The organism is Dechloromonas hankyongensis, assembly GCF_022012295.1.
In the GTDB taxonomy this organism is placed as follows: Bacteria; Pseudomonadota; Gammaproteobacteria; order Burkholderiales; family Rhodocyclaceae; genus Azonexus; species Azonexus hankyongensis.
In genome coordinates, this window is sequence record NZ_JAKLTN010000001.1 from 384,739 (window position 1) to 406,949 (window position 22,211).

The window sequence follows — 22,211 nt, forward strand, 5'->3', positions numbered from 1 at the left end:
AACCGACCCCATGCTAAAAACCGAAATCATCGCCGGTCTCGAAGTCTTTTCCTGTCTGCCCAGCCGCAAGAGCGGCAAGCCGGCGCTGCTGTTCGTGCACGGTGCCTTCGCCGGCGGCTGGATGTGGACCGAAACCTTCATGCCCTTCCTCGCCGAAGCCGGCTACCCGTGCTACGCGCTGTCGCTGCGCGGCCACGGCGGCAGTGCCGGGCACGAGCACATGGACTGGCACTCCATCGCCGATTACGTCGATGACGTCAAAACCGTGGTCGATTGGCTGGAGACGCCGCCCGTCTTGATTGGCCACTCGATGGGTGGCTTTGTCGTGCAAAAATACCTCGAACACCGGCCGGCACCCGCCGTCGCGCTGGTCTGTTCGGTGCCGCCGCAGGGCCTGATCGCCGCGCAGTTCCATCTGCTGCTCAGCAAGCCGCACCTGTTTCTCGAACTCAACCGCATCCTGAGCGGCGAATACACCGACACGGCCACCTTGCGCGAAGCGCTGTTCGCCGGTGAGGCGGACGAAACCATGCTGGCCGCCTGGCTGACCCGCATGCAGAACGAGTCGCATCGAGCGCTGCTGGACATGACGATGTTCAACCTGCCCAACCTGTTCACCATGCACCGGCCACCGATGCTGCTGCTCGGCGCCGAGGAGGACGTTCTGGTTCCCGCCTTCCTGGTCCAGACGACGGCCAACACCTACGGTTTGCATGCCCACATCTTCCGCCACATGGGGCATGCCGTGACCCACGAAAAGGAATGGCCGCTCGTGGCGGCCACCTTGCGCGACTGGCTGGAAGACCTCAGGCTTTGACGTCGACGTTGTTGCCGAGGTTGGGCGGATTGCTGGATGGCTGCGGCAGTGCCTGGATCAACTGCATCGCCGTCTGTTCCTGAATATCCAGCGCCTTCTTGAGCACGGCGATACCGACGGCGTCGGACGCCTGGGTTTGCGCCAGGACGGCGCTCAGGCTGCCCATCGAGGTAATGTCCATCTTGCGTTCGCTCCGTTTCGGACACATTATGGTGTCAGTGTAGTCGACGCAGCGGCAAGTTCAATGAGTGATTCCGAGAAGACCGGCCAGATTTCCGCCATCAGCCAAGCCATACGCGCCAAGCGCGAACGCAAGGGCACCGCCCTGCGCGAGGACATCGACGCCTTGGAAGCCGCGCTGATCGCTGACATCGAGGCCTTCGACCTGGATGCCGCCGAACGGCGCGCCCGCCGCGAATACCTGGCCAATACCGGGGCCGGCATGGCCGACCCCGAACTGGTCTTTCCCGAAATCGTTCCGCAGCGGCCCGCCGCGCCACTGGCGGAAAGAACGCCGGAGCCACCGCCTGTCCCTGAGTTGGTCGCACCCGAGCCGGCCGCTGCCGAGGTGCCGTTGCCGGAAATCGGCAGCCTCGGACTGCTCGATCAATTGCGCCGGCAAGCCGAAATCCGCCAGCGCGAAATCCACAGCGCCCTGACCGAGCGGACGGCAATCAACGAAGCCGTCGACCAGGCTCTCAAACATATTTTCTTTTTCCTGCACGAACTGGTGCAGCAACTGAATATCGTCAAACCGGGGATTCCGCGCGACTACGTGCTGAGCGAGCAGCATCTGCTCAACTGCCTGGACTGGCAGGAAGGCTTTGCCGATTACCGGACCCAGAGCCAGAGCGCCGGCGCCCTGGTCGAACTGGTGACCTTCTCCTACCACCTGAAGGGCAAGGGTTCCTTGCTGATCGAGCGCGACGGCGCCACGGTCGAGCGCTTCCGCACCACGCTGTTCGATTACGGCCTGCCCTTCACCTGCAAGGAATTCAAGAACGAGCGCCAGTACGTCGAACGCGCCGAATTCGACATCCGTGCCGAAGTCAGCGTCAGTGCGCGCTGGCGGGCCGATTTCGCCCAGGGCACCATTGCGCTCGAAACCCGCAATCTGGAACGCCTGGGCAGCGCCCTGCATACCTTGCGGCCGCGGGCCATCGATCAGGCCCTGCTCGACGATTTCGGCCGCCTCGTCCTCGGCCAGCCCAACCGTTTCCGGGAACTGGCCAAGCGTTAATTAGAAAGCGCGGACAACATGAAGCGCAGCGGTCCTGGCTAGGCGTGTCGCCGCAGACAGTACGCCAGTACGGCCAGGCGACACAACAACGCCAGAAGCATGTGTCAGTGCTTTCTACAGTCGCCAGCCCTGATCGCCGCTGACGAAGCCAGACAAAGGATCATCGATGCCGCGACCGACGGCGATGACCTTGAACAGTTCGCCCATTTCGTGCGGCATCAGCAGGGTGTTGACCGCCCCGGTCGCCCGTATGTAGTCCGCCGTGCCGTTGGGAATGGCGGCCAGCAGGTCGAGGATGCCGCAGTTGAGCAGGAACTGGCCCTGACTGGTGTAGCCCAGCAGGTCAAGGCCGGCACCGTGCGCGGCGGCGATCACCGCCGTGAAATCGACATGCACCGTCACGTCCTGCAGGCCGGGCAGGTAGAAGGGATCGGGATGGGCATGATGGCGGTAATGGCACATCAAGGTACCGCGGCCGCGTTGCTGGTGATAGAACTCGCGGCGGGGAAAACCGTAGTCAATCAGTAAGAGGGCGCCCTGCTGCAGGATGCGCCCCCACTCGGCCGCCCAGGCCCGTACCGCCAGGCTGATTTCGCTCTCGAATCCCGGCGGCAACTGGCATTGGCGGCCGATTTCCTCGGCCGCACCGAGCACCGCACCACTCGCCGGCCGTTCGTTCCACGCAAAGCCGCCGGCCGCATCCAGCCCGACGCCCCGCTCGGCGACGCCGTCCTCGCGCCAGGCAACGATGTGCGCCGGCATGGCATCGAGCAATTCATTGGCGACCACGGCACCGGAAAAACTTTCCGGCAGGCGGTCGAGCCAGGCGACGCGATCGAGCAGATGAGGTGCGGCGGCGGCGATAGTCTGCTGCTGGCGTTCGCGCAGATCGGCCGACAAGTCGAGGATGAAATAGCGCTCGGGTAGGCAGCCGAGCCCTTCCAGTTCGAGTAGCAGATCGGCGGCTAGCCGCCCGGAACCTGCCCCCACCTCGAGCACGGTCGGCGCCGATGCCGCCATCACTTGGGCGACCTGGCGGGACAGCGCCCGGCCGAACAGGGGAGTCAATTCCGGAGCGGTGACAAAATCGCCGGCCGCCCCGAACTTGCGGGCGCCGGCAGCGTAATAGCCCAAACCCGGGCGATACAGCACCTGCTCCATGAAGCGGGCGAACGAAATCCAGCCTCCGGCGGCCGCAATGTACTGGGCGATGGCCTGTTGCAGGCGCTCGCTATGGGCGAGCGCTTCGGACGAAGGAGGCGGTAGATTATTCATCGCAGGCGCAAAAAGTAGGGATTTTACGACCAAGGCCATGCAAGCGCGGCGTCGTATGCTATTTTTCCGCTGAATCGCTAGGAGAACGACCGTCTTGCGCATCACGCAAACCATCACCCGCCAACCAGCCGAGCTGGAGCCTGCCGTCGCCTCGCTGCACGGGATGCAGAACGGCTTGCTGCTGGTCTTCGGCAGTATTGATCACTTCACCGGGCCGCAACTGGCTGCAGCGCTCGATCAGCTTCCTCCCGGCGTCGTCCGGCTGGGTTGTTCGACGGCCGGCGAAATCACGCCCGACGGGGTCGATGATGGAAGCTGCACGCTCACCGCCATTGAATTCGGCAAGGTCGGCCTGCGCCCGGCCAGCACCGTGCTGCGCGGCATGGATGACTCCTTCGCGGCCGGCGGGCGCCTCGGGCAGCAGTTGGCGGGACGCGACCTGAAGGCGGTCCTGGTCTTCGGTCCCGGCGTCCGCATCAATGGCAGCGCGCTGGTGGACGGCATCAGCAGCGCCATCGGCAACGATATCCCGATTACCGGCGGACTGGCCGGTGATGGCGGCGCCTTTCGCGAGACTTTTACCCTCGGCCAGGACGGCATTGCCAACAACACGGTCGTCGCCGTCGGGCTGTACGGCGACAGCCTGCGCTTCGGCCACGGCTCCTTCGGTGGCTGGGCGCCTTTCGGTCCGGCCCGCAAGGTGACGCGCAGCCAAGGCAATATCCTTTACGAGCTGGATGGCGAACCGGCACTCGACATCTACAAGCGCTACCTCGGCGACCATGCCCGGAATCTTCCGGCCTCCGGCCTGCTTTTCCCGTTTGCTATGCTTGGCGAGGGCTCCAATGCCGGCGGGCTGATCCGTACCATCCTCGGCGTCGACGAGGCCGAAGGGAGCCTGATCCTGGCCGGTGAAATCGATCCCGACGGCTATCTGCGCCTGATGCACGCCAGTACGGACAAACTGGTCAATGGCGCCGAGGCGGCCGCCGCGGCGGCCAGCGGAATGTTCCAGTCGCCCGGCCAAACGCTCGCCCTGCTGGTCAGCTGCGTCGGCCGCAAGCTGGTGATGGGCGACCGGGTCGACGAGGAGGTCGAAGCCGTGGGTGAGGTATTCAATCACCAGGAGGTTCTCACCGGCTTCTATTCCTACGGCGAAATCAGCCCTTTCACGCCCGGCGCGTCGTGCAAGTTGCACAACCAGACCATGACCATTACCTGTCTCGGCGAAGCCTGAGTACTGCGCCCATGCAAAAACTACTTCTGCGCCAGCTCAAACGCAGTCTCGGCGTCAGCGACGAAAGCGAATTGGCCACCCTGCTGGACGACCTGCAGGCCGCCGCCCCCCAGGCCGATCCGACGCTGCAGCCACTGCTCACGGGCTTTGGCAAGCTGCTGGCCAGCATCGACGCCAGTTACGAACAATACGAACGCGATCTGGAACTGCGTACACGCAGCCTCGACATCTCGTCGTCCGAGCTGTCCACCGCCAACGACAAGCTGCGCCAGTCCCTGGCCGGCCGCGAAAATGCACTACGCTCCCTGCGTGCCACGATGCGCGACCTGCTGCCCGATGCACCGGAAGGTGAGGCCGAGCGGCCGGCCGATGAAGATATCGCCGCCTTGTCGCAGCGCATTGCCTCCATCGTTGCGGAAAACGAAGGGGGGCGGCGCGAACTGAGCAATCAGAAATTTGCGCTCGACCAGCACGCCATCGTTAGCATTACCGATACCGAAGGCACCATACTCTATGCCAACGACCGTTTCTGCGACATCAACGGCTTCCGGCACGAGGAGTTGATCGGACAGAATCACCGCATCATCAGTTCGGGCGTCCATTCTCCCGCCTTTTTCCGGGAGATGTGGGAAACCCTCGCCGGCGGGCAGGTCTGGCGGGGCGAAATTTGCAACCAGGCCCGCGACGGCCGGACCTACTGGGTCAATGCCACTATCGTCCCGCTGCTCGACGTCCAGGGCAAGCCGGAGCGCTACATTGCCATCCGTACCGATATTTCCGATCGCAAACGCATGGAGGCCCAGCTTTCCGACCAGCTGCACCTGGTCGAGGAGTTGATCGAGACCATTCCGCTGCCGGTCTATCTGAAGGACACGGCGGGCCACTATGTACGCCTGAACCGCGCCTTTGAGAGCTTTTTCCAGGTCCAGCGCGACGGCATACTCGGTGCGACCCTGCAGGAGCTGCTGCCGCCGGAAGATGTACGGATACATGCCGACCGGGATAGCGAACTGTTCGCCCGCAAAGGTACCCAGTCGTACGAAGCAACCGTCCATAGTCGCGATGGCCGGGCCTATGACACGCTTTACCACAAGGCCATACTGACTCGCCGCGACGGCAGCGTCTTCGGCCTGCTCGGCACCATCGTCGATATCACCGACCGCAAGCGGGCCGAAATCGAAACGATACGCGCCAAGGAGGCGGCTGAAGCCGCCAACCGGGCCAAAAGCGATTTTCTGGCCAATATGAGCCATGAAATCCGCACGCCGATGAACGGCGTCATCGGCATGACCGACCTCGCGCTGGAAACCGACCTCAGTGCCGAGCAGAGCGAATACCTGACCATCGTCAAGTCGTCGGCCGAATCCTTGCTGACCATCATCAACGACATTCTCGATTTTTCGAAAATCGAAGCCGGCAAATTGCTGGTCGAAGACATTCCCTTCGATCTGCGGCGCCTGATTTCCGACACGCTCAAGCCCCTTGCCGTACGCGCCCACGCCAGCCATCTCAAGCTGCGCACCGACCTGCCACCGGACATGCCGCGCTTCGTGCGCGGCGATCCGGGGCGAATACGGCAGATCCTGGTCAATCTGATTGGCAACGCCATCAAGTTCACCGCCCACGGCGAAATCGCCCTGCACGTCGACGTGACGCAGGTGCAGAAGGGACTGGCGACGCTCCATTTCGCCGTGAGCGACACCGGCATCGGCATCGCGCCCGACAAACGGGAACTGATTTTCGAGGCCTTCGCCCAGGAAGATTCGTCCACCACCCGCAAGTACGGCGGCACCGGCCTCGGGCTGTCGATCTGCCGCCGCCTGATCGCCCTGATGGGCGGCAGCATGTGGCTGCACAGCGAACTCGGCAAGGGAAGCACCTTCCATTTCTCGCTGCCGCTGCAACTGGCGGAAAGAACGCAGCCGGCGGCGCCGCCGCTCGCCGACATCGCCGGCCGGCATCTCCTGATCGTCGACGACAACGCCACCAATCGCCGCACGCTGCAGGGCGTACTCGCCACCCTGCACGTCAGTTCCACCGGCGCCGATTGCGCCGAGACGGCCCTGACCGTGATGCGGGCCGGCCATGAACGCTTCGACTGCATCCTGCTCGATGCCCAGATGCCGGGGATGGACGGTTACGAACTGGCACAACGCCTGCGGGCCGAACATGCCGACCTGCCGCCGATGCTGATGCTGTCTTCCGGTGCCCTGCGCGGCGACGCGCTACGTTGCGAGGAGCTCGGCATCGGCGGCTTCTTTGCCAAGCCGATCTCCGGCGACGAACTGCTCGCCGCGCTGGGTCGACTGTTCGCAGCGCCGGCCGCCAAGCCGGTCGTGGACGGAGTTTCGCTGGTGACCCGTCATTCTCTGCGCGAGTCCCGGCTGGCATTGAAGATTTTGCTGGTCGAAGACCATCCGACCAACCAGAAGCTGACTCTCGGTCTGCTTGATAAATGGGGACATGACGCGACGCTGGCCCGGAATGGCCGGGAAGCGCTCGATATCCTGCAGGCCAGCAGCTTCGACCTGATCCTGATGGACATGCAGATGCCGGTCATGGGCGGCATCGAGGCCACCCGACAGATCAGGGCCGGCGAGCGCCAGCGGCAACTGCCGCGCACGCCTATCGTCGCCATGACGGCCGCCGCCATGCAAGGCGACCGCGAGGCCTGCCTGGCGGCCGGCATGGACGACTATCTGGCCAAGCCGATCCAGGCCGGGGAGCTGCAGGCCAAACTCGCCACATACGCCAGAACTGCCTGATTCAACGCCGAAAATTGTACGCCCGGGGAGGGCGGCACAGGGTAAACTTGCGGGTTTTCCGATCAGCGAGATGGCCGTCGGCCGTCACCGACCATGAACAGCTCGAACAACCTGCAAAAGCTCCGCAAATTCCTCGAAGGCCGTACCGGTAAGGCCATCATCGACTACAACATGATCGAGGATGGCGATACGGTGCTCGTCTGCGTTTCCGGCGGCAAGGATTCCTACACCCTGCTCGCCATGCTGATGGCTCTGCAGCAGCGCGCGCCGGTCAAGTTCCGCCTGATCGCGATGAACCTCGACCAGAAACAGCCCGGCTTCCCGGCCGAGGTGCTGCCCAACTACTTTAAGTCCATCGGCATTGAGCACCACATCATCGAGTCGGACACCTACTCCATCGTCAAGGACAAGATCCCCGAGGGCAAGACGACCTGTTCGCTGTGCTCGCGCCTGCGCCGGGGCATCATCTACCGCACCGCCAAGGAATTGGGTGCCAACAAGATCGCCCTCGGCCACCATCGCGACGACATGGTCCATACGCTGTTCCTGAACCTGCTGTTCGGCGGCAAGATCAAGGCCATGCCGCCCAAGCTAGTGACCGACGACAAGGCCCACGTCGTCATCCGGCCGCTAGCCTATTGCGCGGAAGCCGATATCGCCAAGTTCGCCCGCGGCATGGAATTCCCGATCATCCCGTGCAACCTGTGCGGCTCGCAGGACAACATGCAGCGGCAGAAAATCCGCGAAATGATGCAGGATTGGGACAAGCGCTACCCCGGCCGCACCGAATCGGTGTTCACCGCCATGCAGAACGTCGTCCCCTCGCACTTGGCCGACCTCGATCTGTTCGACTTCCGCGGCCTGACGCTCGACACGCCGGTCGATGAAGGCGACATCGCCTTCGATGAGCCCGAACTAATGATGACCGGCACCATCCCGGTAAGCCTAAAAGCATAATGCGTAATGCCGACTGGTCAGCATATAATCGGGTTTCGCCACTTATCTATTTCTGGTTTTTGCTAGCCGATGAGCGCCACGCAACGTAGATTGACCGTCATGTTCGCCGACGTTTCCGGCAGTACGGCGCTTTTCGAAAAACTGGGCGACCGCGAAGCCATGCATGCCGTCGAGCGCTGCCTGAAGCGCATGAACCGTTCAATCGACGGCTACAAGGGCAAGACGGTGCAGATCGTCGGCGACGAATTGCTCGCCAGCTTCGAGACGGCCGAAGAAGCCTGTCAGGCGGCCATCGACATGCAGCAGCGCATCGCCGACCTGCCGCCGGTTTCCGGGCTTAAGCTGACCATCCGGATCGGCCTGCACAGCGGCGTCGTCTCGGAAGGCGAAGACAAGCTGAGCGGGCCGGCCGTCAATACCGCCGCCCGCATCGCCGGTATTGCCCGGCGCGACCAGATACTGTGCAGTTCCGAACTGGTCGACGAGTTGCCCCAACCCGGCATCATCACGGCGGATGCCATGCCCAAGCTCGGCACGGTGGCCGAAAACGGCGTCGATTTTTCGCTGTTCCAGATCCACTGGCCCAGCTCGCAGGGCGGGGCTTCGTACCCGAATTCGACCTTCGGGCCGCAAAGCCATCTGCCGCAACCCATCGAACGGCTGTGCGTGCGTTATCGCGGCAAGGCCTTTCTGGTCGATGAGAAGACCCCCGTCCTGACCATTGGCCGCGACCTCGGTTGCAAGCTGACCATCGACGATCGCAAGGCTTCCCGCCAGCACGCCCGGGTCGAACGCCGCAACGACGGGTTTTATCTGGTCGACACCAGCACCAACGGGACTTTCATCACGCTGTCCGGCCGTCAGGAGGTGATGGTCCGCCGCCACGAAATGCAACTCGACGGCAAAGGCCGGGTCAGTTTCGGCACCTCGAGCAACGACCCGCAGTCCGACCTGGCGGATTTCGAGCAGTTGTAAACGACAATCGGCCATCCGCGGATGGCCGATCTGCGTCAACTAAAGCCGTCTTACTTGGCGGCGGCGTCAGCCGAACACTTCTTCATGAAGCTGTTCTTGGCCGCACCAGCCAGCTTCTTTTCCTTGGCCTTCATGGCGCACTCGGCGTTTTCCGGGGCTGCACCGGAATCGGCCTGGCACTTTTTCATGAAGCTGTTCTTGGCGGCGCCGGCCAGCTTTTTCTCGGCGGCACGGGCGGCGCAATCGTCAGCGGCATAAACGGCATTGGCTGAAAAGGCGACGAGGAGCAGAGCGATCAATTTCTTCATTGGGAATATCTCCATGGGAAAAAACGCTCAGCCACTATCAGCCATTCATGCGTCATCGTCAAGCATCATGCGCTGCTGACGATCCATGAAGTCCTGCAGGCTGTCGATGCCGCGCAATTGCAGGATGGTATTGCGTACCGCCGCCTCGAGCAGGACGGCAAGGTTGCGGCCGGCAGCTACCGGAATGACCACCTTGCGCACCGGCACGCCGAGCACTTCCTGGGTCTGGGCATCGAGCGGCAGGCGCGGCGCATCGGTGGCGGCAGCCGTTTTCTGCAAATGGACGATCAGCTTGAGCTTCATTTTGCGGCGCGATGCGGTTTCGCCGAAAATGGTCCGGATATTGAGTAAACCGAGGCCGCGCACCTCGAGGAAATCGCGCAGCATGCCGGGACAGCGCCCTTCGATGGTGGTCGGCGCGATGCGGGCCATTTCGACCACGTCGTCGGCGACCAGACCATGGCCCCGGGAAATCAGTTCGAGCGCCAGTTCGGATTTGCCGACCCCGGAATCGCCGGTGATCAGCACGCCCATGCCGAGGACGTCCATAAACACACCGTGCAGGCTGATCGTATCGGCCAGCCGGGCCGATAGATAGATACGCAGCAGATCGATGATGGCGGAACAGGGCTTGGGCGAAAAAATCAGTGGCGTGCCGGTCTGGGCGCAGGTTTCAGCCACCTGCGGCGGCGGCGCCAGACCGTCGGCGAGGATCACGGCCGGCGGCTGCGCATTGAGCAGGTCGGCAAACATCTGGGCGAAGCGGCGCTCGCCGATGCGCATCGCCCATTCGTTTTCAGCCAGGCCGAGCACCTGCAGCCGCTCGGGGTGAATGATGTTGATGTGGCCGACGAGGTCGGCGCCGTAGCTGTTCGATCCCTTGATTTCGATGCGGCGGTCGGCATCCTGGCCAATGTGCCAGTTCAAGAGCAGCTTTTCGCGGTTGTCCTCGTAAAGCCGAACCAGGTTTACGTGGCGCACGGCAGGAACTCAGGACTGAAAAAGGCTGACAATCGCGGCGGGGTCGCTGGCGGTCTGCAGTTTTTCACGGAAGGCACGATCGGAAAAACGCTGGGCAAGCTCGGACAGAATCTGCAAATGTTGTTCGGTCGCCTGCTCGGGAACGAGCAGCACGAACAACAGGTCCACAGGCCGGCCGTCGGGAGAGTCGAAGGGGACCGGAGTGGTCAGCCGCATGAAGGCACCGGCAGCCTGCTTGAGTCCCTTGATGCGGCCATGCGGAATGGCGACGCCTTGCCCCAAACCGGTGGAACCGAGTTTTTCGCGGGCGAAGAGACTGTCGAAAATAGTCGAGCGGGCCAATCCGAGGCGGGTCTCGAAAAGTATGCCGGCTTGCTCGAAAACACGTTTCTTGCTGCTGGCTTCCAGGTTGAGCGACACCTGGTCGACGCTGAGAAGATTGTTGAGAGGGTTCATAGGGATGGGTAAAACAAGGCCGCGGCCTGAGCCGCGGCCAGTCAGCGCTTATTCGGCGGCATGCAGGCCGGGCTTTTCACCGCGGTGGTGATCCTGGACCTTCTGCTTGTATTTCTGAACCTGGCGGTCCAGCTTGTCGAACATCGCATCGATGGCGGCGTAGAGGTCATCGCCGGATTCTTCGACATGGATATCCTTGCCCGGAACGTGAATGGTGACTTCAGCCATCTGCTTAAGCTTTTCGACCGACAGAACTACGTTGACGCCGGTCACTTTGTCGAAATGGCGGACAACAGGATCGAGCTTGTTTTCGACGTATTCACGCAGGGCGGGAGTAACTTCGATATGGTGACCACTGATCTGCAGATTCACTTTTTTCTCCTCTTTCTACAGGGTCTTACGTAAATTGACCGGTGGGATGTTAAGCGACTCGCGGTATTTGGCTACCGTGCGTCGGGCAACTACGATTCCCTGCTGGCCTAGTATTTCGGATAATTGGCTATCCGACAAGGGCTTCTTGCCGTCCTCGGCTCCGATCAATTGCTTGATCAAGGCACGGATGGCCGTGGCAGAACAGGCCCCACCGGTATCGGTGGCGACATGGCTGCCGAAGAAGTATTTCAGTTCGAAAATGCCACGCGGCGTAGCCATGTATTTCTGGCTGGTGACGCGCGACACAGTCGATTCGTGCAGGCCGAGGATGTCGGCGATTTCGCGCAGCACGAGCGGCCGCATGGCGACTTCGCCATGCTCGAAGAACTGGCGCTGGCGATCGACGATGGCCTGCGTGACGCGATGAATGGTGTCGAAACGCTGCTGGACGTTCTTGATCAGCCAGCGCGCTTCCTGCAACTGGGTAGACAGGTTGCCGTTGCCGCGCCGCTGCTTGGCGAGAATCTCGGCATACAGGCGATTGATGCGCAGGCGCGGGTAGGCGTCTGGATTGATGTAGGCGGTCCACTTGCCCTTGAGCTTCTTCACGATCACGTCGGGCGTGATGTAGCGGGCTTCGATCTGCGCATAACCGGCGGCCGGACGCGGATTCAGGCTGGTGATCAGGGATTGCGCGGCCTTCAGGTCTTCGTCGTCGTAGCCGGTGACGCGACGCAGCTTGGCAAAATCGCGGGCAGCCAGCAATTCGAGGTGCTTTTCCACAATGAGCAAGGCGACGTTGCGGTCATACTCATCGTCCATGGCCTTCAATTGCAGACACAGGCATTCCTGCAGATTGCGCGCGCCGATACCGGTCGGGTCGAAATTCTGGATGTGGCGCAGGGCGATTTCGAGCTCTTCCAGCTCGATTTCGTATTCCGGCGGCAGGGTTTCCCATAGTTCCTGCAGCGGTGCGGACAGGTAACCGTCGTCGTCGAGCGCCTCGATCAGGAAGCGGACCAAGCTGCGGTCGCGCTCGCTCAGTTGGGTCATGCCCAGTTGCCAGCCGAGATGCTCGCGCAGGCTGACGTTGGCGGCGTGAATGTCGTGGCTGTCGCTGTCGTCATCTTCATCTCGCCCCGCGCCGGTGAAGGTGCCGGCATCGGAAGTCCAGCGATCGTCATCGACTTCGGAGGGCGAGGAGGGCAGTTCGCCTTCGCGTTCCTCGCGCGGCTCGCGCTCTTCATTGCTTTCGCTGCGCGATTCCTCGTTGCGCGGCGAATCAAATTGCTGCGCATTGGCAAACGATTCCGGCCCCTCGTCCTCGCGTTCGAGCATGGGATTTTCGAGCAGGTACCGCTCGATTTCCTGCTGCATTTCGATGGTCGACAACTGCAGCAGCTTGATCGACTGCTGGAGCTGTGGCGTCAGCGCCAGATGCTGGGATAGTTTTAGTTGGAGTGCCGGCTTCATCGGTTCGGATCGGGCGCCATGAGGTCAGAGCTTGAAATGCTCGCCAAGATAAACCCTGCGCACGCTTTCATTCTCCACGATTTCGGCCGGCCGTCCAGCAGCAAGTACATTCCCGGCATTGATGATGTAGGCGTGGTCGCAGATGCCCAACGTTTCGCGCACATTGTGATCGGTGATCAGCACGCCGATACCGCGTTCCTTCAAGAAGCGGATGATTTTCTGGATTTCCAGCACGGCAATCGGATCGACGCCGGCGAAGGGTTCGTCGAGCAGGATGAAGCGCGGGCTGGTGGCCAGCGCCCGGGCGATTTCGACGCGGCGCCGCTCGCCGCCGGACAACGCAGCCGCATTGACGTGGCGCACATGGTCGACGTGCAATTCCTTGAGCAAGCCCTCCAGCCGGTCGTTCAGTTCGGCCTCGGGCAGCTTTTGCAGTTCAAGGACGGCGCGGATGTTTTCTTCGACGTTCAGCTTGCGAAAGACGGAAGCTTCCTGCGGCAGGTAGGACAGGCCGAGGCGGGCCCGGCTATGCATCGGCTGATGGGTCAGGCGGGTGTCGTCGATGTGGACTTCGCCGCCATCGGCCGCCACCAGGCCGACGATCATGTAGAAGCAGGTCGTCTTGCCAGCGCCGTTCGGGCCGAGCAGGCCGACCACCTCGCCGGACTTGACCTCGAAGGAAACATCCTCGACCACAGTCCGCGCCTTGTAGCGCTTCTTCAGGTTATTGGCAGTCAGTTTGGCGGCAGGTGTATTCATTGCTCGACTCCGCGCAGGACGCGACGGATGGCTTCACTGGAAAAACCGCGATATTGCAGGAAACGCTGCTGTTTGGCACGCTCTTCCGGCGATTGCGGCAATTCCCTGAACTTGCGTTGCCATACGCTGCGGCAGCGTTCGGTCTCGTCACCGCCTTCGGGCAGGGCGGCAGCGATGTCGTCGTCGGCGACGCCTTTTTGCCGCAACTCCTGCTTCAGCCGCGCATTGCCGTAACGCCCGGCGCGCGCCACGACGCGCTGGGCGGCGTAGCGTTCATCGGACAACAGGCGTTCGCTTTGCAGGGTATCGAGCACGGCGTCGAGTTCTTCCTCGGATTCGGCATGCGCGGCGAGCTTGCCTTTCAGCTCGACCCGGCTGTAGTCACGCCGGGTCAGCAGTTGCAGGGCTCGCACGCGCAGATCAGCCATACTGATCAGGCATCAGCCTTGGCTTTGGTCGGCTTGATAACGGTGGTGCTGGCCGCCTCACGGATGCCGGCTTCGATTTCGGCGGCGATTTCCGGATTGGCCTTGAGGAATTCGCGGGCGTTGTCCTTGCCCTGGCCAATCTTCTCGCCCTTGTAGGCATACCAGGCACCGGACTTGTCGACCAGCTTGTGGGCAACGCCCATTTCGACCACTTCACCCTGGCGGGAAATACCTTCACCGTACAGGATGTCGAAAATCGCTTCGCGGAAAGGCGGGGAAACCTTGTTCTTGACGACCTTGACCTTGGTTTCGCTGCCGATGACCTCGTCGCCCTTCTTGATCGAGCCGATGCGGCGGATGTCGAGCCGCACGGAAGCGTAGAACTTCAGCGCATTGCCGCCGGTGGTGGTTTCCGGCGAGCCGAACATGACGCCGATCTTCATGCGGATCTGGTTGATGAAGATGACCAGGGTGTTGGTCTTTTTGATGTTGGCGGTTAGCTTGCGCAGGGCCTGGCTCATCAGGCGGGCGTGCAGGCCGACCATCTGGTCGCCCATTTCGCCTTCGATTTCGGCACGCGGGGTTAGGGCGGCGACCGAGTCGACGATGATGATGTCCACCGAGCCGGAACGGACCAGCATGTCGGCGATTTCCAGGGCCTGTTCGCCGGTATCCGGCTGCGAGATCAAGAGGTCCGAGACATTGACGCCGAGTTTCTGGGCGTACTGCGGATCGAGCGCGTGTTCGGCGTCGATGAAGGCGGCGGTACCGCCCAGCTTCTGCATTTCGGCGACGACCTGCAGACAGAGGGTGGTCTTGCCGGACGATTCCGGGCCGTAGATTTCGACGACGCGGCCACGCGGCAGGCCGCCGACGCCGAGGGCGATGTCCAGACCGAGCGAACCGGTCGACACGACCTGGATGCCTTCGTCGATTTCGGCATCGCCCATCTTCATGATGGAGCCTTTGCCGAATTGCTTTTCGATTTGTTGCAGTGCGGCGGCGAGTGCCTTTGCCTTGTTGTCGTCCATGGGGTGACCTCGAAAATTTGAGCGGATTATGGCACAGGGGCCAAAGATGGAATAGAAATTGCTGGAACGCCGGTTCTCCGGCCCGGCCCAAACGCGGTATATTCCTCGCCGCGTCCGACCACCGGATACTGTGTATAAATACAGTACATTGACCAACCATTCCTTGGCAAGCTAATTCTTCATGCCGATCAGATGCTTACCCGCCATCATGCTGCTGCTCGCCAGCTCCGCTGCCGTAGGCGGACCGGCGCCGTGGTACTGGTGGGCGAGCCGGACCGACGACGCCCGCATCTGCCGGCAGACCTCGCCGGGACCGGGATGGCATCAGGAACCGGTAGCTTTCAAGGACGCCCGCTGCCGAATTCGCTTCGAACCATGATGACCGCCTATCTACCTCCCCCGCCCGGCGCCTCGCCGGTCGTCTTTGCCGACGACTCCCTGATCATTGCCGAAAAGCCCTGTGGCCTGCTGTCGGTACCCGGCCGCGGCGAACACAAGGCCGACTGCCTGCTCAGCCGCGTACAACAGGAATACCCGGATGCGCTGACCGTGCATCGGCTGGACATGTCGACCTCCGGCCTGCTCGTCTTCGCCCGTGGCGCGGACATGCACCGCCGGCTGTCGAAGATGTTCCAGGACCGCCAGGTCGACAAACTCTACTGCGCCGTGCTGGCCGGCCTGCTGCCCTACGACGAGGGCGGCGTGGACCTGCCGCTGATCGTAGACTGGCCGAACCGCCCGAGGCAGAAAGTCGATTTCGATGAGGGCCGCCCCTCGCAGACCCGCTTCCGCGTGCTCAGCCGCGATACCGACAAGCAAACCACCCGCGTCGCGCTGGAACCGGTCACCGGCCGCTCGCACCAACTGCGGGTGCATATGATGTCGCTGCAGCACCCCATCCTCGGCGACGACTTGTACGGCGGCCCGGCCGAAAAAATGGCCGATCGCCTGCTGCTGCACGCGATGGATCTGGGCTTTATGCATCCGGCAACCGGGGAGCGGATGGATTTTCACAGCGAGCCGCCGTTCTGACGGCGAAAAACGCGCAATAACCTTATAATCCGCGCAATTTCAACCCCTTAGCCGTCGGTTGCGCGCCCATGCTGATCTGGTTCGTCGTCCTCTACCTGCTCGTTTCCATCGGCATCGGCCTCTATGCGGCGACCCGCGTGCATAGCGCCAAGGACTTCGCTGTCGCCGGCCGCCATCTGCCGCTGCCGGTGGTCACCGCCACCGTGTTCGCCACCTGGTTCGGCGCCGAGGCCGTGTTCGGGGTTTCCGCCACCTTCGTCAAGGAGGGCCTGGGCGGCGTCGTCGCCGATCCCTTCGGCTCGTCGATGTGCCTGATCATCGCTGGCTTCTTCTTCGCCAGCAAACTGTACAAGCTGAACATCCTGACCCTGGGGGACTATTTCCGCCTGCGCTACAGCCGCAGCGTCGAAGTCCTGACCACGCTGTGCATTGTCGCCTCCTACCTGGGCTGGGTATCGGCCCAGATCAAGGCGCTCGGCCTGGTTTTCAACGTCGTGACCAACGATTTCGTCAGCCAGACGGCCGGCATGATCCTCGGCGCCGCCATCGTGCTGACCTACACCACCTTCGGCGGCATGCTGTCGGTGGCCATCCTCGATTTCGTGCAGATGGGCGTCATCATGGGCGGGATGCTGTACATCGCCAGCGTCGTCGCAGTACCGGCGGGTGGCGTCGAAACGGTCATCCAGCATGCCTCGGCTGCCGGCAAGCTGGACTTCTTTCCCGAGGCCGATCCGTGGAAATGGCTGACCTTCCTCGGTGCCTGGGTCACCATGATGCTCGGCTCCATCCCGCAGCAGGACGTCTTCCAACGCATCACCTCGGCCAAGACGCAGAAAATCGCGCTGGGGGGTTCCATCCTCGGTGCCTCGATCTATTTCTGCTTCACTTTTGTGCCGATGTTCATCGCCTACTCGGCGACCCTGATCGATCCCGAGCTGTTCAAGGGCCTGCTCGAAACCGACTCGCAACTGGTGCTGCCGACCCTGGTTCTCCAGCACACCCCGGTCTTCGCCCAGGCCATCTTCTTCGGTGCCGTGCTGTCAGCGATCATGAGTTGCTCGTCGGCGACGCTGCTGGCGCCGTCGGTCGCCTTTTCGGAAAACATCGTGCGTGGCTTCTTCCCGCACATGGGCGACCACCAGTTCCTCAAGGTCATGCGTGCCTCCATCGTCGGCTTTGCCGTCGTGGTGCTCGGGTTCGCGCTGTATTCCAACGCCAGCATCTTCAAGATGGTGGAAAACGCCTACAAGGTGACGCTGGCCGGCGCCTTCGTGCCCCTGTTCTTCGGCGCCTTCTGGAAACGAGCGACGACGCAGGGAGCGCTGGCGGCCATTTTCGGCGGACTGGCTTCGTGGCTGCTGGTCGAAACGCTGATCGGCGAGGCCAGCCTGGTCCCGCCGCAGCTGATCGGCCTCGCCGTCAGCATGGTCGGCATGGTGGCCGGTTCGCTGCTGCCGCAATGGGTCGGCCACAAGCTGCCGGCCGAAGACATCCACGAGGCGCTGCACCACCGCGCCGCCGCCGAAACGCACCACGCCAACCAACCGTGAAGCCGGGCCGGCCGCCTATTTGATCGGCGCCATCAGGTGCTGATAGGGGGTGTCCGGCCACATCACGTAGGGTGCCGAGGTATCCGGGTCAGCCTGCTTCGGGTACAGCGCATAGAAGGCCGCATCGGCCCCGACGATCATCACGTGCGGGCCGGTCTTGATCCAGTGATTGCCGGAATCGGGCCGTTCGGCGTAGGGGTCGGTATTGCTGGCGTCGGTGCCGCCGGACAGCATGTACATGAAGCCGACCTGGCCGGTCGGCGGAGGGCGATGCTCCATCCAGGCGCTGGCCCAGGCCAGCGCATTGCGGTCCATGCACATCGGATCCTTGCCCGGGGTCGCCGGGTTGTCCGGCATGCAGGTGAAGCCGTTGCTGCCGCTGCGCAGGGTACGCATCTGGCCGTCCGCGCCGGACACGACGATGGTCGCGCCGCGTGCCACACCGGGCGGCGCCGCCGACAGTGCACTGGCGATCAGCGCCTGGTCGCTCGGCGCTTTGCCCGGCTCGCCTTGTACTGCCGCCGCGACGAGCAGCAGCGATACGGTGACGGTTATCTTCAGTGCTTCCATGATTGTCTCCTTGCCGGAAATCCCGATACGCAGTGTCGTCAGGCAGCGTGTTGCGGCATGCCGAATGCCGTTGCGCCGTTCGGCTCAGCCGCGCCGGCTGCGCTCCCCCATGTCACGGCGCGGCCAGCCGGTCGGCGCAAACGGATAGAATGGGGTATGCCCCAACACGGTCTCGGTCCTCTCCGCTTAGCCAGCTATCTGGCCCTCGCCTGGTGCGGGCTGGTGGTCTATGGCAGCCTGCATCCGTTCACCGGCTGGCGGGATACCGGCGTCTCGCCGATTGCTTTTCTCGAAGGCGGCTGGCCGCGCTACTGGACCGTTTTCGACCTGGCCGTCAATATCGCCGTCTATCTGCCGCTCGGCTTCTTTCTGACCTTGGCCCTGAGCCGCCTGCCGGGACGCTATACGGCCATGGTCGTCGCCACGCTGCTCGCCGGCAGTGTCAGCTTCGGCCTGGAAACCGTGCAGACCTGGCTGCCGTCGCGCGTGCCGTCCAATCTCGATCTCGCCTGCAACAGCCTGGGCGGCCTCATCGGAGCGGTGTGGGCCAGGGCAGTCGGGCCGCGCATCTTTGCCCGCATCGTGGCCCTCGAGCATCGGCTGATCGCCCCCATCCCGCATGCCGAACTCGGTCTGACCCTGCTCGGCCTGTGGCTGCTCGTGCCGCTGTCACCGGAAACCCTGCTGTTCGGCGCCGGCGACCTGCGCCAGATTTTCGGCCTGACCGGCGCCATGCCGTTCGCCGCCGAAAGCTTCGTCATGATCGAAGCCAGCATCACCGCCTTCAATGCGGTCGCCGTCGGCCTGATCGTCCGCATGCTGTGCGCCCGGCTGGTCGTCGCCTACGCCATCGTGCCACTTTTCCTGCTCCTCAGCCTGACCGTGGCGACGCTGGCCGCCGCCATCCTGATCAGCCCCGCCGATGCCCTGGCCTGGCTGACGCCGGGTTCCCGCCTCGGCCTGGTGGTCGGCATGACCATCCTTGCCCTGGCCATCGCGCTGCCGCCGACGCCGCGGCTGATGATCGCCGCCCTGTCGCTGATGGCCGGCGCGGTGCTGGTCAATCTGGCCCCACCCAACCCCTATTCGGCCGCCGCGCTGGCGACCTGGCGGCAGGGACACTTCCTCAATTTCAACGGCCTGACCCGCCTGGTCGCCACGGCATGGCCCTTCCTGACCTTGCCCTTCCTGCTGCTGACCGCCCGAAGGACTTAAGCCGCGACTAGCGCAAGCGAGACCTTCGTGGACAAGACATCGATGCAAGATCCCGCAGCGCCTGCCTCACGTCAAACTGCCTGGCATGCCCATAGCGTGGAGTCGGCCAGCCGGCATCTGGACGTCGACAGCAGTGATGGCCTGTCCGATGCGGAAGCCGCTCGTCGGCTGGACAGCCACGGCCCCAATCGGTTGACCGAGCGCCCGGGCAAGCCGGCCTGGCGCCGCTTCGCCGCGCAACTCGCCCAGCCGCTGGTCATCGTGCTGATCGCCGCCGGTGCGGTCACCGCCATGCTCGGCGAGATGGTGGAGGCCGGCGTCATCCTCGGCGTAGTCCTCGTCAATGCCCTTATCGGCTACTGGCAGGAGGCCAAGGCCGAGGGGGCGCTCGCAGCCCTGGCGCGCAGCGTGGCAACACCGGTCACCGTGCGTCGCGGCAGCCATCGTCGGCAAATCGACGCTTCCCGGCTGGTCCCCGGCGACATCGTCATGCTCGCCGCCGGCGACCGCATTCCGGCCGACCTGCGCCTGCTGCACCAGCGCGAACTGCATACCGATGACTCGCTGCTCACCGGCGAGTCGCAGGCGGTCGGCAAGCACACCGATCCCTTGCCCGCCGATACCGCCCCGGCCGACCGCGCCAACATGGCCTGGGCGGGCAGCAAAGTGGTCATGGGGCAGGGCTGCGGGCTGGTCGTCGCCACCGGCGATGCAACGGAAACCGGGCGCATCGCCGGCCTGATTGCCGCCGCGCCCGAACTGATCACGCCGCTGACGCGCAAGATGGCGCGCTTCTCCAACTGGCTGCTGTGGGCCATTGGCGGGCTGGCCGGACTGACCTTCGCCGTCGGTCTGGCGCGCGGCGAAACGGCATTCGACATGTTCATGGCGGCCGTCGCCCTCGCCGTCGGCGCCATCCCGGAGGGCCTGCCTGCCGCCGTCACGGTCACCCTGGCCATCGGCGTCGCCCGCATGGCGAAGCGCAAGGCCATCATCCGCCACCTGCCGGCGGTCGAGACCCTGGGCAGCACGACGGTGATCTGTTCCGACAAGACCGGCACGCTGACCGAAAACGCCATGACCGTACGCGTCCTGTGGTGCGCCGGCGAGGGCTACGCCGTGAGCGGCCAGGGTTATGCCCCGGAAGGCGACATCCGCCACGACGAAATGCCGGCCGCCGTCGCCGGAGCCCTGCGCGAGTGCCTGCTCGCCGGCGCGCTGTGCAACGATGCCTCGCTGTGTCAGGAACATGACTGCTGGCTGATCACCGGCGACCCGACCGAGGCGGCGCTGCTCGTCGCCGCCCGCAAAGCCGGGCTGGACGAGCACACGCTGCGTGCCCTCTATCCGCGCCGCGACGAACTGCCTTTCGACGCCGGCCGGCAATACATGGCCACCAGCCATGCTGCCGACGGGGGCCATATTCTGTACGTCAAAGGCGCTCTGGAAAAACTGCTGCCGCGCTGCATCGACCAGACAGCCGATGATGGCGGTAGCTGGCCCCTTGATCCCGTTGCGGTAGAGCTAGCGGCGCGGGCTTACGCCGAGCAGGGCATGCGCGTCCTCATCGTCGCCCGGCGCGACCTGGCTGGCGATGCCGGCTTGGATGACGCGGCCGTCGACCGGCTGACGCTGATTGGCCTGGTCGGCATGATCGACCCGCCGCGCAAGGCGGTGATCGGCGCCATCCACAACTGTCATGCGGCTGGCGTCCGGGTCAAGATGATCACCGGCGACCACGCCGTCACCGCCCTCGCCATCGCCCACCAGATCGGCATCGATGCCAGTCGGGCAGTGACCGGCCGCGAGCTGGCCGCGCTCGACGACGCTGCCCTGGCCGACATCGCCCACACAACCGACGTCTTCGCCCGCGTCGAACCCGAACAGAAGCTGCGCCTGGTCCGTGCCCTGCAAACCCGTGGCGAAGTGGTGGCCATGACCGGCGACGGGGTGAACGACGCGCCTGCCCTCAAGCAGGCCGACATCGGCGTCGCCATGGGACTGGCGGGAACGGAAGTAGCCAAGGAAGCGGCGGCCATGGTGCTCACCGATGACAATTTCGCCAGTATCGAGGCGGCGGTCGAGGAGGGCAGGGGGGTGTGGGACAACCTGGTCAAGTTCATCACCTGGACGCTGCCAACCAATTTCGGCGAAGGGCTGGTCATCGTCGCCGCCATCCTGGCCGGCACCACGCTACCGATCACGCCGCTGCAGATACTGTGGATCAACATGACCACGGCCGTGCTGCTTGGCCTGCCGCTCGCCTTCGAACCCATCGAGCGCGGCATCATGCGCCGTCCACCCCGCCGGCTCGATCAGCCGGTACTCGACGCGGCCCTGGTCCGCCGCATCGTGCTCGTCTCCATCCTGCTGCTTGCCGGCTCATTCGGCCTCTTCCTGCGTGAACTGGCACAGGGCCATACCCTGGCAGAAGCCCGCACCGTCGCCGTCAATGTGTTCGTGATGGTGGAGGCCGCCTACCTCTTCAACTGCCGCTCGCTGCGCCAGGGGTTCTGGAAGCAGGGACTGTTCTCCAATCCGTGGCTATGGGCTGGCACCGGCTTCATGCTCGGCCTGCAGATGGCCATGACCTACCTGCCGGTGATGAACCGGCTGTTCCAGACGGCACCGATTGGGGTGGAGGAGTGGGAAGAAATCGTCGCTGTGGCGCTGCTCTGTTCGCTGATTGTCGGCGTGGAGAAGCGGCTTAGCCGAACCGGGTAATAGCCGCCCGGAACCGCTCCCTGACGTCAGGCGTTCCACGCGA

The 22,211-nt window shown here is 63.6% G+C and carries 21 protein-coding genes; 10 read left to right on the forward strand and 11 right to left on the reverse strand.

What is annotated here, in order from left to right; translation table 11 throughout:
* Positions 1-10 precede the first annotated feature (10 nt).
* On the forward strand, positions 11-817 hold the full coding sequence (locus LZ012_RS01900) for an alpha/beta hydrolase (RefSeq protein ID WP_275706964.1): 807 nt from the start codon (positions 11-13) through the stop codon (positions 815-817).
* Here the strand turns inward: LZ012_RS01900 and LZ012_RS01905 are convergent.
* Positions 807-1,025 (reverse strand): YjfB family protein, encoded by a 219-nt coding sequence (locus LZ012_RS01905; protein WP_275706967.1) that lies wholly within the window; start codon positions 1,023-1,025, stop codon positions 807-809. The two genes, LZ012_RS01900 and LZ012_RS01905, sit on opposite strands and share 11 nt — an antisense overlap.
* Positions 1,026-1,061: 36 nt before the next feature.
* Between LZ012_RS01905 and LZ012_RS01910 the strand changes: the two genes are divergently transcribed.
* The gene (locus LZ012_RS01910; protein ID WP_275706969.1) at positions 1,062-2,057 is read left to right on the forward strand and encodes a hypothetical protein; all 996 of its coding nucleotides are present in this window, start codon (positions 1,062-1,064) and stop codon (positions 2,055-2,057) included.
* A 114-nt stretch (positions 2,058-2,171) separates the two neighbouring features.
* On the opposite strand, the gene LZ012_RS01915 is transcribed toward LZ012_RS01910, so the two are convergent.
* Positions 2,172-3,332 (reverse strand): class I SAM-dependent methyltransferase, encoded by a 1,161-nt coding sequence (locus LZ012_RS01915; protein WP_275706971.1) that lies wholly within the window; start codon positions 3,330-3,332, stop codon positions 2,172-2,174.
* A gap of 94 nt (positions 3,333-3,426) precedes the next feature.
* On the opposite strand from LZ012_RS01915, the gene LZ012_RS01920 reads away from it, so the two are divergent.
* From LZ012_RS01920 to LZ012_RS01935, 4 genes are all read left to right on the forward strand, one after another.
* On the forward strand, positions 3,427-4,569 hold the full coding sequence (locus LZ012_RS01920; protein WP_275706973.1) for an FIST signal transduction protein: 1,143 nt from the start codon (positions 3,427-3,429) through the stop codon (positions 4,567-4,569).
* Positions 4,570-4,580: 11 nt separating this feature from the next.
* A complete protein-coding gene (locus LZ012_RS01925; RefSeq protein ID WP_275706975.1) occupies positions 4,581-7,334 on the forward strand; it encodes a response regulator in 2,754 nt (917 codons plus the stop codon).
* A 93-nt stretch (positions 7,335-7,427) separates the two neighbouring features.
* The gene (ttcA, locus tag LZ012_RS01930) at positions 7,428-8,291 is read left to right on the forward strand and encodes a tRNA 2-thiocytidine(32) synthetase TtcA (RefSeq protein ID WP_275706977.1); all 864 of its coding nucleotides are present in this window, start codon (positions 7,428-7,430) and stop codon (positions 8,289-8,291) included.
* A gap of 69 nt (positions 8,292-8,360) precedes the next feature.
* Positions 8,361-9,266, forward strand: a complete 906-nt coding sequence (locus LZ012_RS01935; protein WP_275706980.1) for an adenylate/guanylate cyclase domain-containing protein — start codon at positions 8,361-8,363, stop codon at positions 9,264-9,266.
* Between the two features lie 50 nt (positions 9,267-9,316).
* Here LZ012_RS01935 and LZ012_RS01940 read toward each other — a convergent pair whose 3' ends face one another.
* Genes LZ012_RS01940 through recA form a run of 8 tightly spaced genes read right to left on the reverse strand, consistent with a single transcriptional unit; the run spans position 9,317 to position 15,074 of the window.
* Positions 9,317-9,574, reverse strand: coding sequence for a hypothetical protein (locus LZ012_RS01940; protein WP_275706983.1), 258 nt, complete (start codon positions 9,572-9,574; stop codon positions 9,317-9,319).
* A gap of 45 nt (positions 9,575-9,619) precedes the next feature.
* Positions 9,620-10,555, reverse strand: a complete 936-nt coding sequence (hprK, locus tag LZ012_RS01945) for an HPr(Ser) kinase/phosphatase (protein WP_275706985.1) — start codon at positions 10,553-10,555, stop codon at positions 9,620-9,622.
* 9 nt (positions 10,556-10,564) lie between these two features.
* A complete protein-coding gene (gene ptsN, locus LZ012_RS01950) occupies positions 10,565-11,011 on the reverse strand; it encodes a PTS IIA-like nitrogen regulatory protein PtsN (RefSeq protein ID WP_275706987.1) in 447 nt (148 codons plus the stop codon).
* Between the two features lie 48 nt (positions 11,012-11,059).
* Positions 11,060-11,383, reverse strand: coding sequence for a ribosome hibernation-promoting factor, HPF/YfiA family (hpf, locus tag LZ012_RS01955; RefSeq protein WP_275706989.1), 324 nt, complete (start codon positions 11,381-11,383; stop codon positions 11,060-11,062).
* 15 nt (positions 11,384-11,398) lie between these two features.
* Positions 11,399-12,856: an RNA polymerase factor sigma-54 gene (locus LZ012_RS01960; protein WP_275706991.1), complete on the reverse strand. Its 1,458-nt coding sequence runs from the start codon at positions 12,854-12,856 to the stop codon at positions 11,399-11,401.
* A 24-nt stretch (positions 12,857-12,880) separates the two neighbouring features.
* The gene (gene lptB, locus LZ012_RS01965) at positions 12,881-13,615 is read right to left on the reverse strand and encodes an LPS export ABC transporter ATP-binding protein (RefSeq protein ID WP_275706993.1); all 735 of its coding nucleotides are present in this window, start codon (positions 13,613-13,615) and stop codon (positions 12,881-12,883) included.
* Positions 13,612-14,043, reverse strand: a complete 432-nt coding sequence (gene recX, locus LZ012_RS01970) for a recombination regulator RecX (protein WP_275706996.1) — start codon at positions 14,041-14,043, stop codon at positions 13,612-13,614. Before recX ends, lptB begins: the two co-directional genes overlap by 4 nt.
* 5 nt (positions 14,044-14,048) lie before the next feature.
* Positions 14,049-15,074, reverse strand: a complete 1,026-nt coding sequence (gene recA / locus LZ012_RS01975; RefSeq protein ID WP_150428393.1) for a recombinase RecA — start codon at positions 15,072-15,074, stop codon at positions 14,049-14,051.
* Positions 15,075-15,449: 375 nt separating this feature from the next.
* Between recA and LZ012_RS01980 the strand changes: the two genes are divergently transcribed.
* Positions 15,450-16,106, forward strand: coding sequence for an RluA family pseudouridine synthase (locus LZ012_RS01980; RefSeq protein WP_275706998.1), 657 nt, complete (start codon positions 15,450-15,452; stop codon positions 16,104-16,106).
* A 68-nt stretch (positions 16,107-16,174) separates the two neighbouring features.
* Entirely contained in the window at positions 16,175-17,659 is a 1,485-nt protein-coding gene (locus tag LZ012_RS01985) for a high affinity choline transporter 1 (RefSeq protein ID WP_275707000.1), read from the forward strand.
* 15 nt (positions 17,660-17,674) lie between these two features.
* Here LZ012_RS01985 and LZ012_RS01990 read toward each other — a convergent pair whose 3' ends face one another.
* On the reverse strand, positions 17,675-18,229 hold the full coding sequence (locus tag LZ012_RS01990) for a hypothetical protein (protein WP_275707002.1): 555 nt from the start codon (positions 18,227-18,229) through the stop codon (positions 17,675-17,677).
* Positions 18,230-18,385: 156 nt separating this feature from the next.
* On the opposite strand from LZ012_RS01990, the gene LZ012_RS01995 reads away from it, so the two are divergent.
* Together LZ012_RS01995 and LZ012_RS02000 are read left to right on the forward strand one after the other, a co-directional pair.
* A complete protein-coding gene (locus LZ012_RS01995; RefSeq protein WP_275707004.1) occupies positions 18,386-19,444 on the forward strand; it encodes a VanZ family protein in 1,059 nt (352 codons plus the stop codon).
* 42 nt (positions 19,445-19,486) lie between these two features.
* Positions 19,487-22,168 carry a cation-translocating P-type ATPase gene (locus tag LZ012_RS02000; protein WP_275707006.1) on the forward strand — a complete coding sequence of 894 codons (2,682 nt, stop codon included), beginning with the start codon at positions 19,487-19,489 and terminating at the stop codon, positions 22,166-22,168.
* Positions 22,169-22,211: the final 43 nt, after the last annotated feature.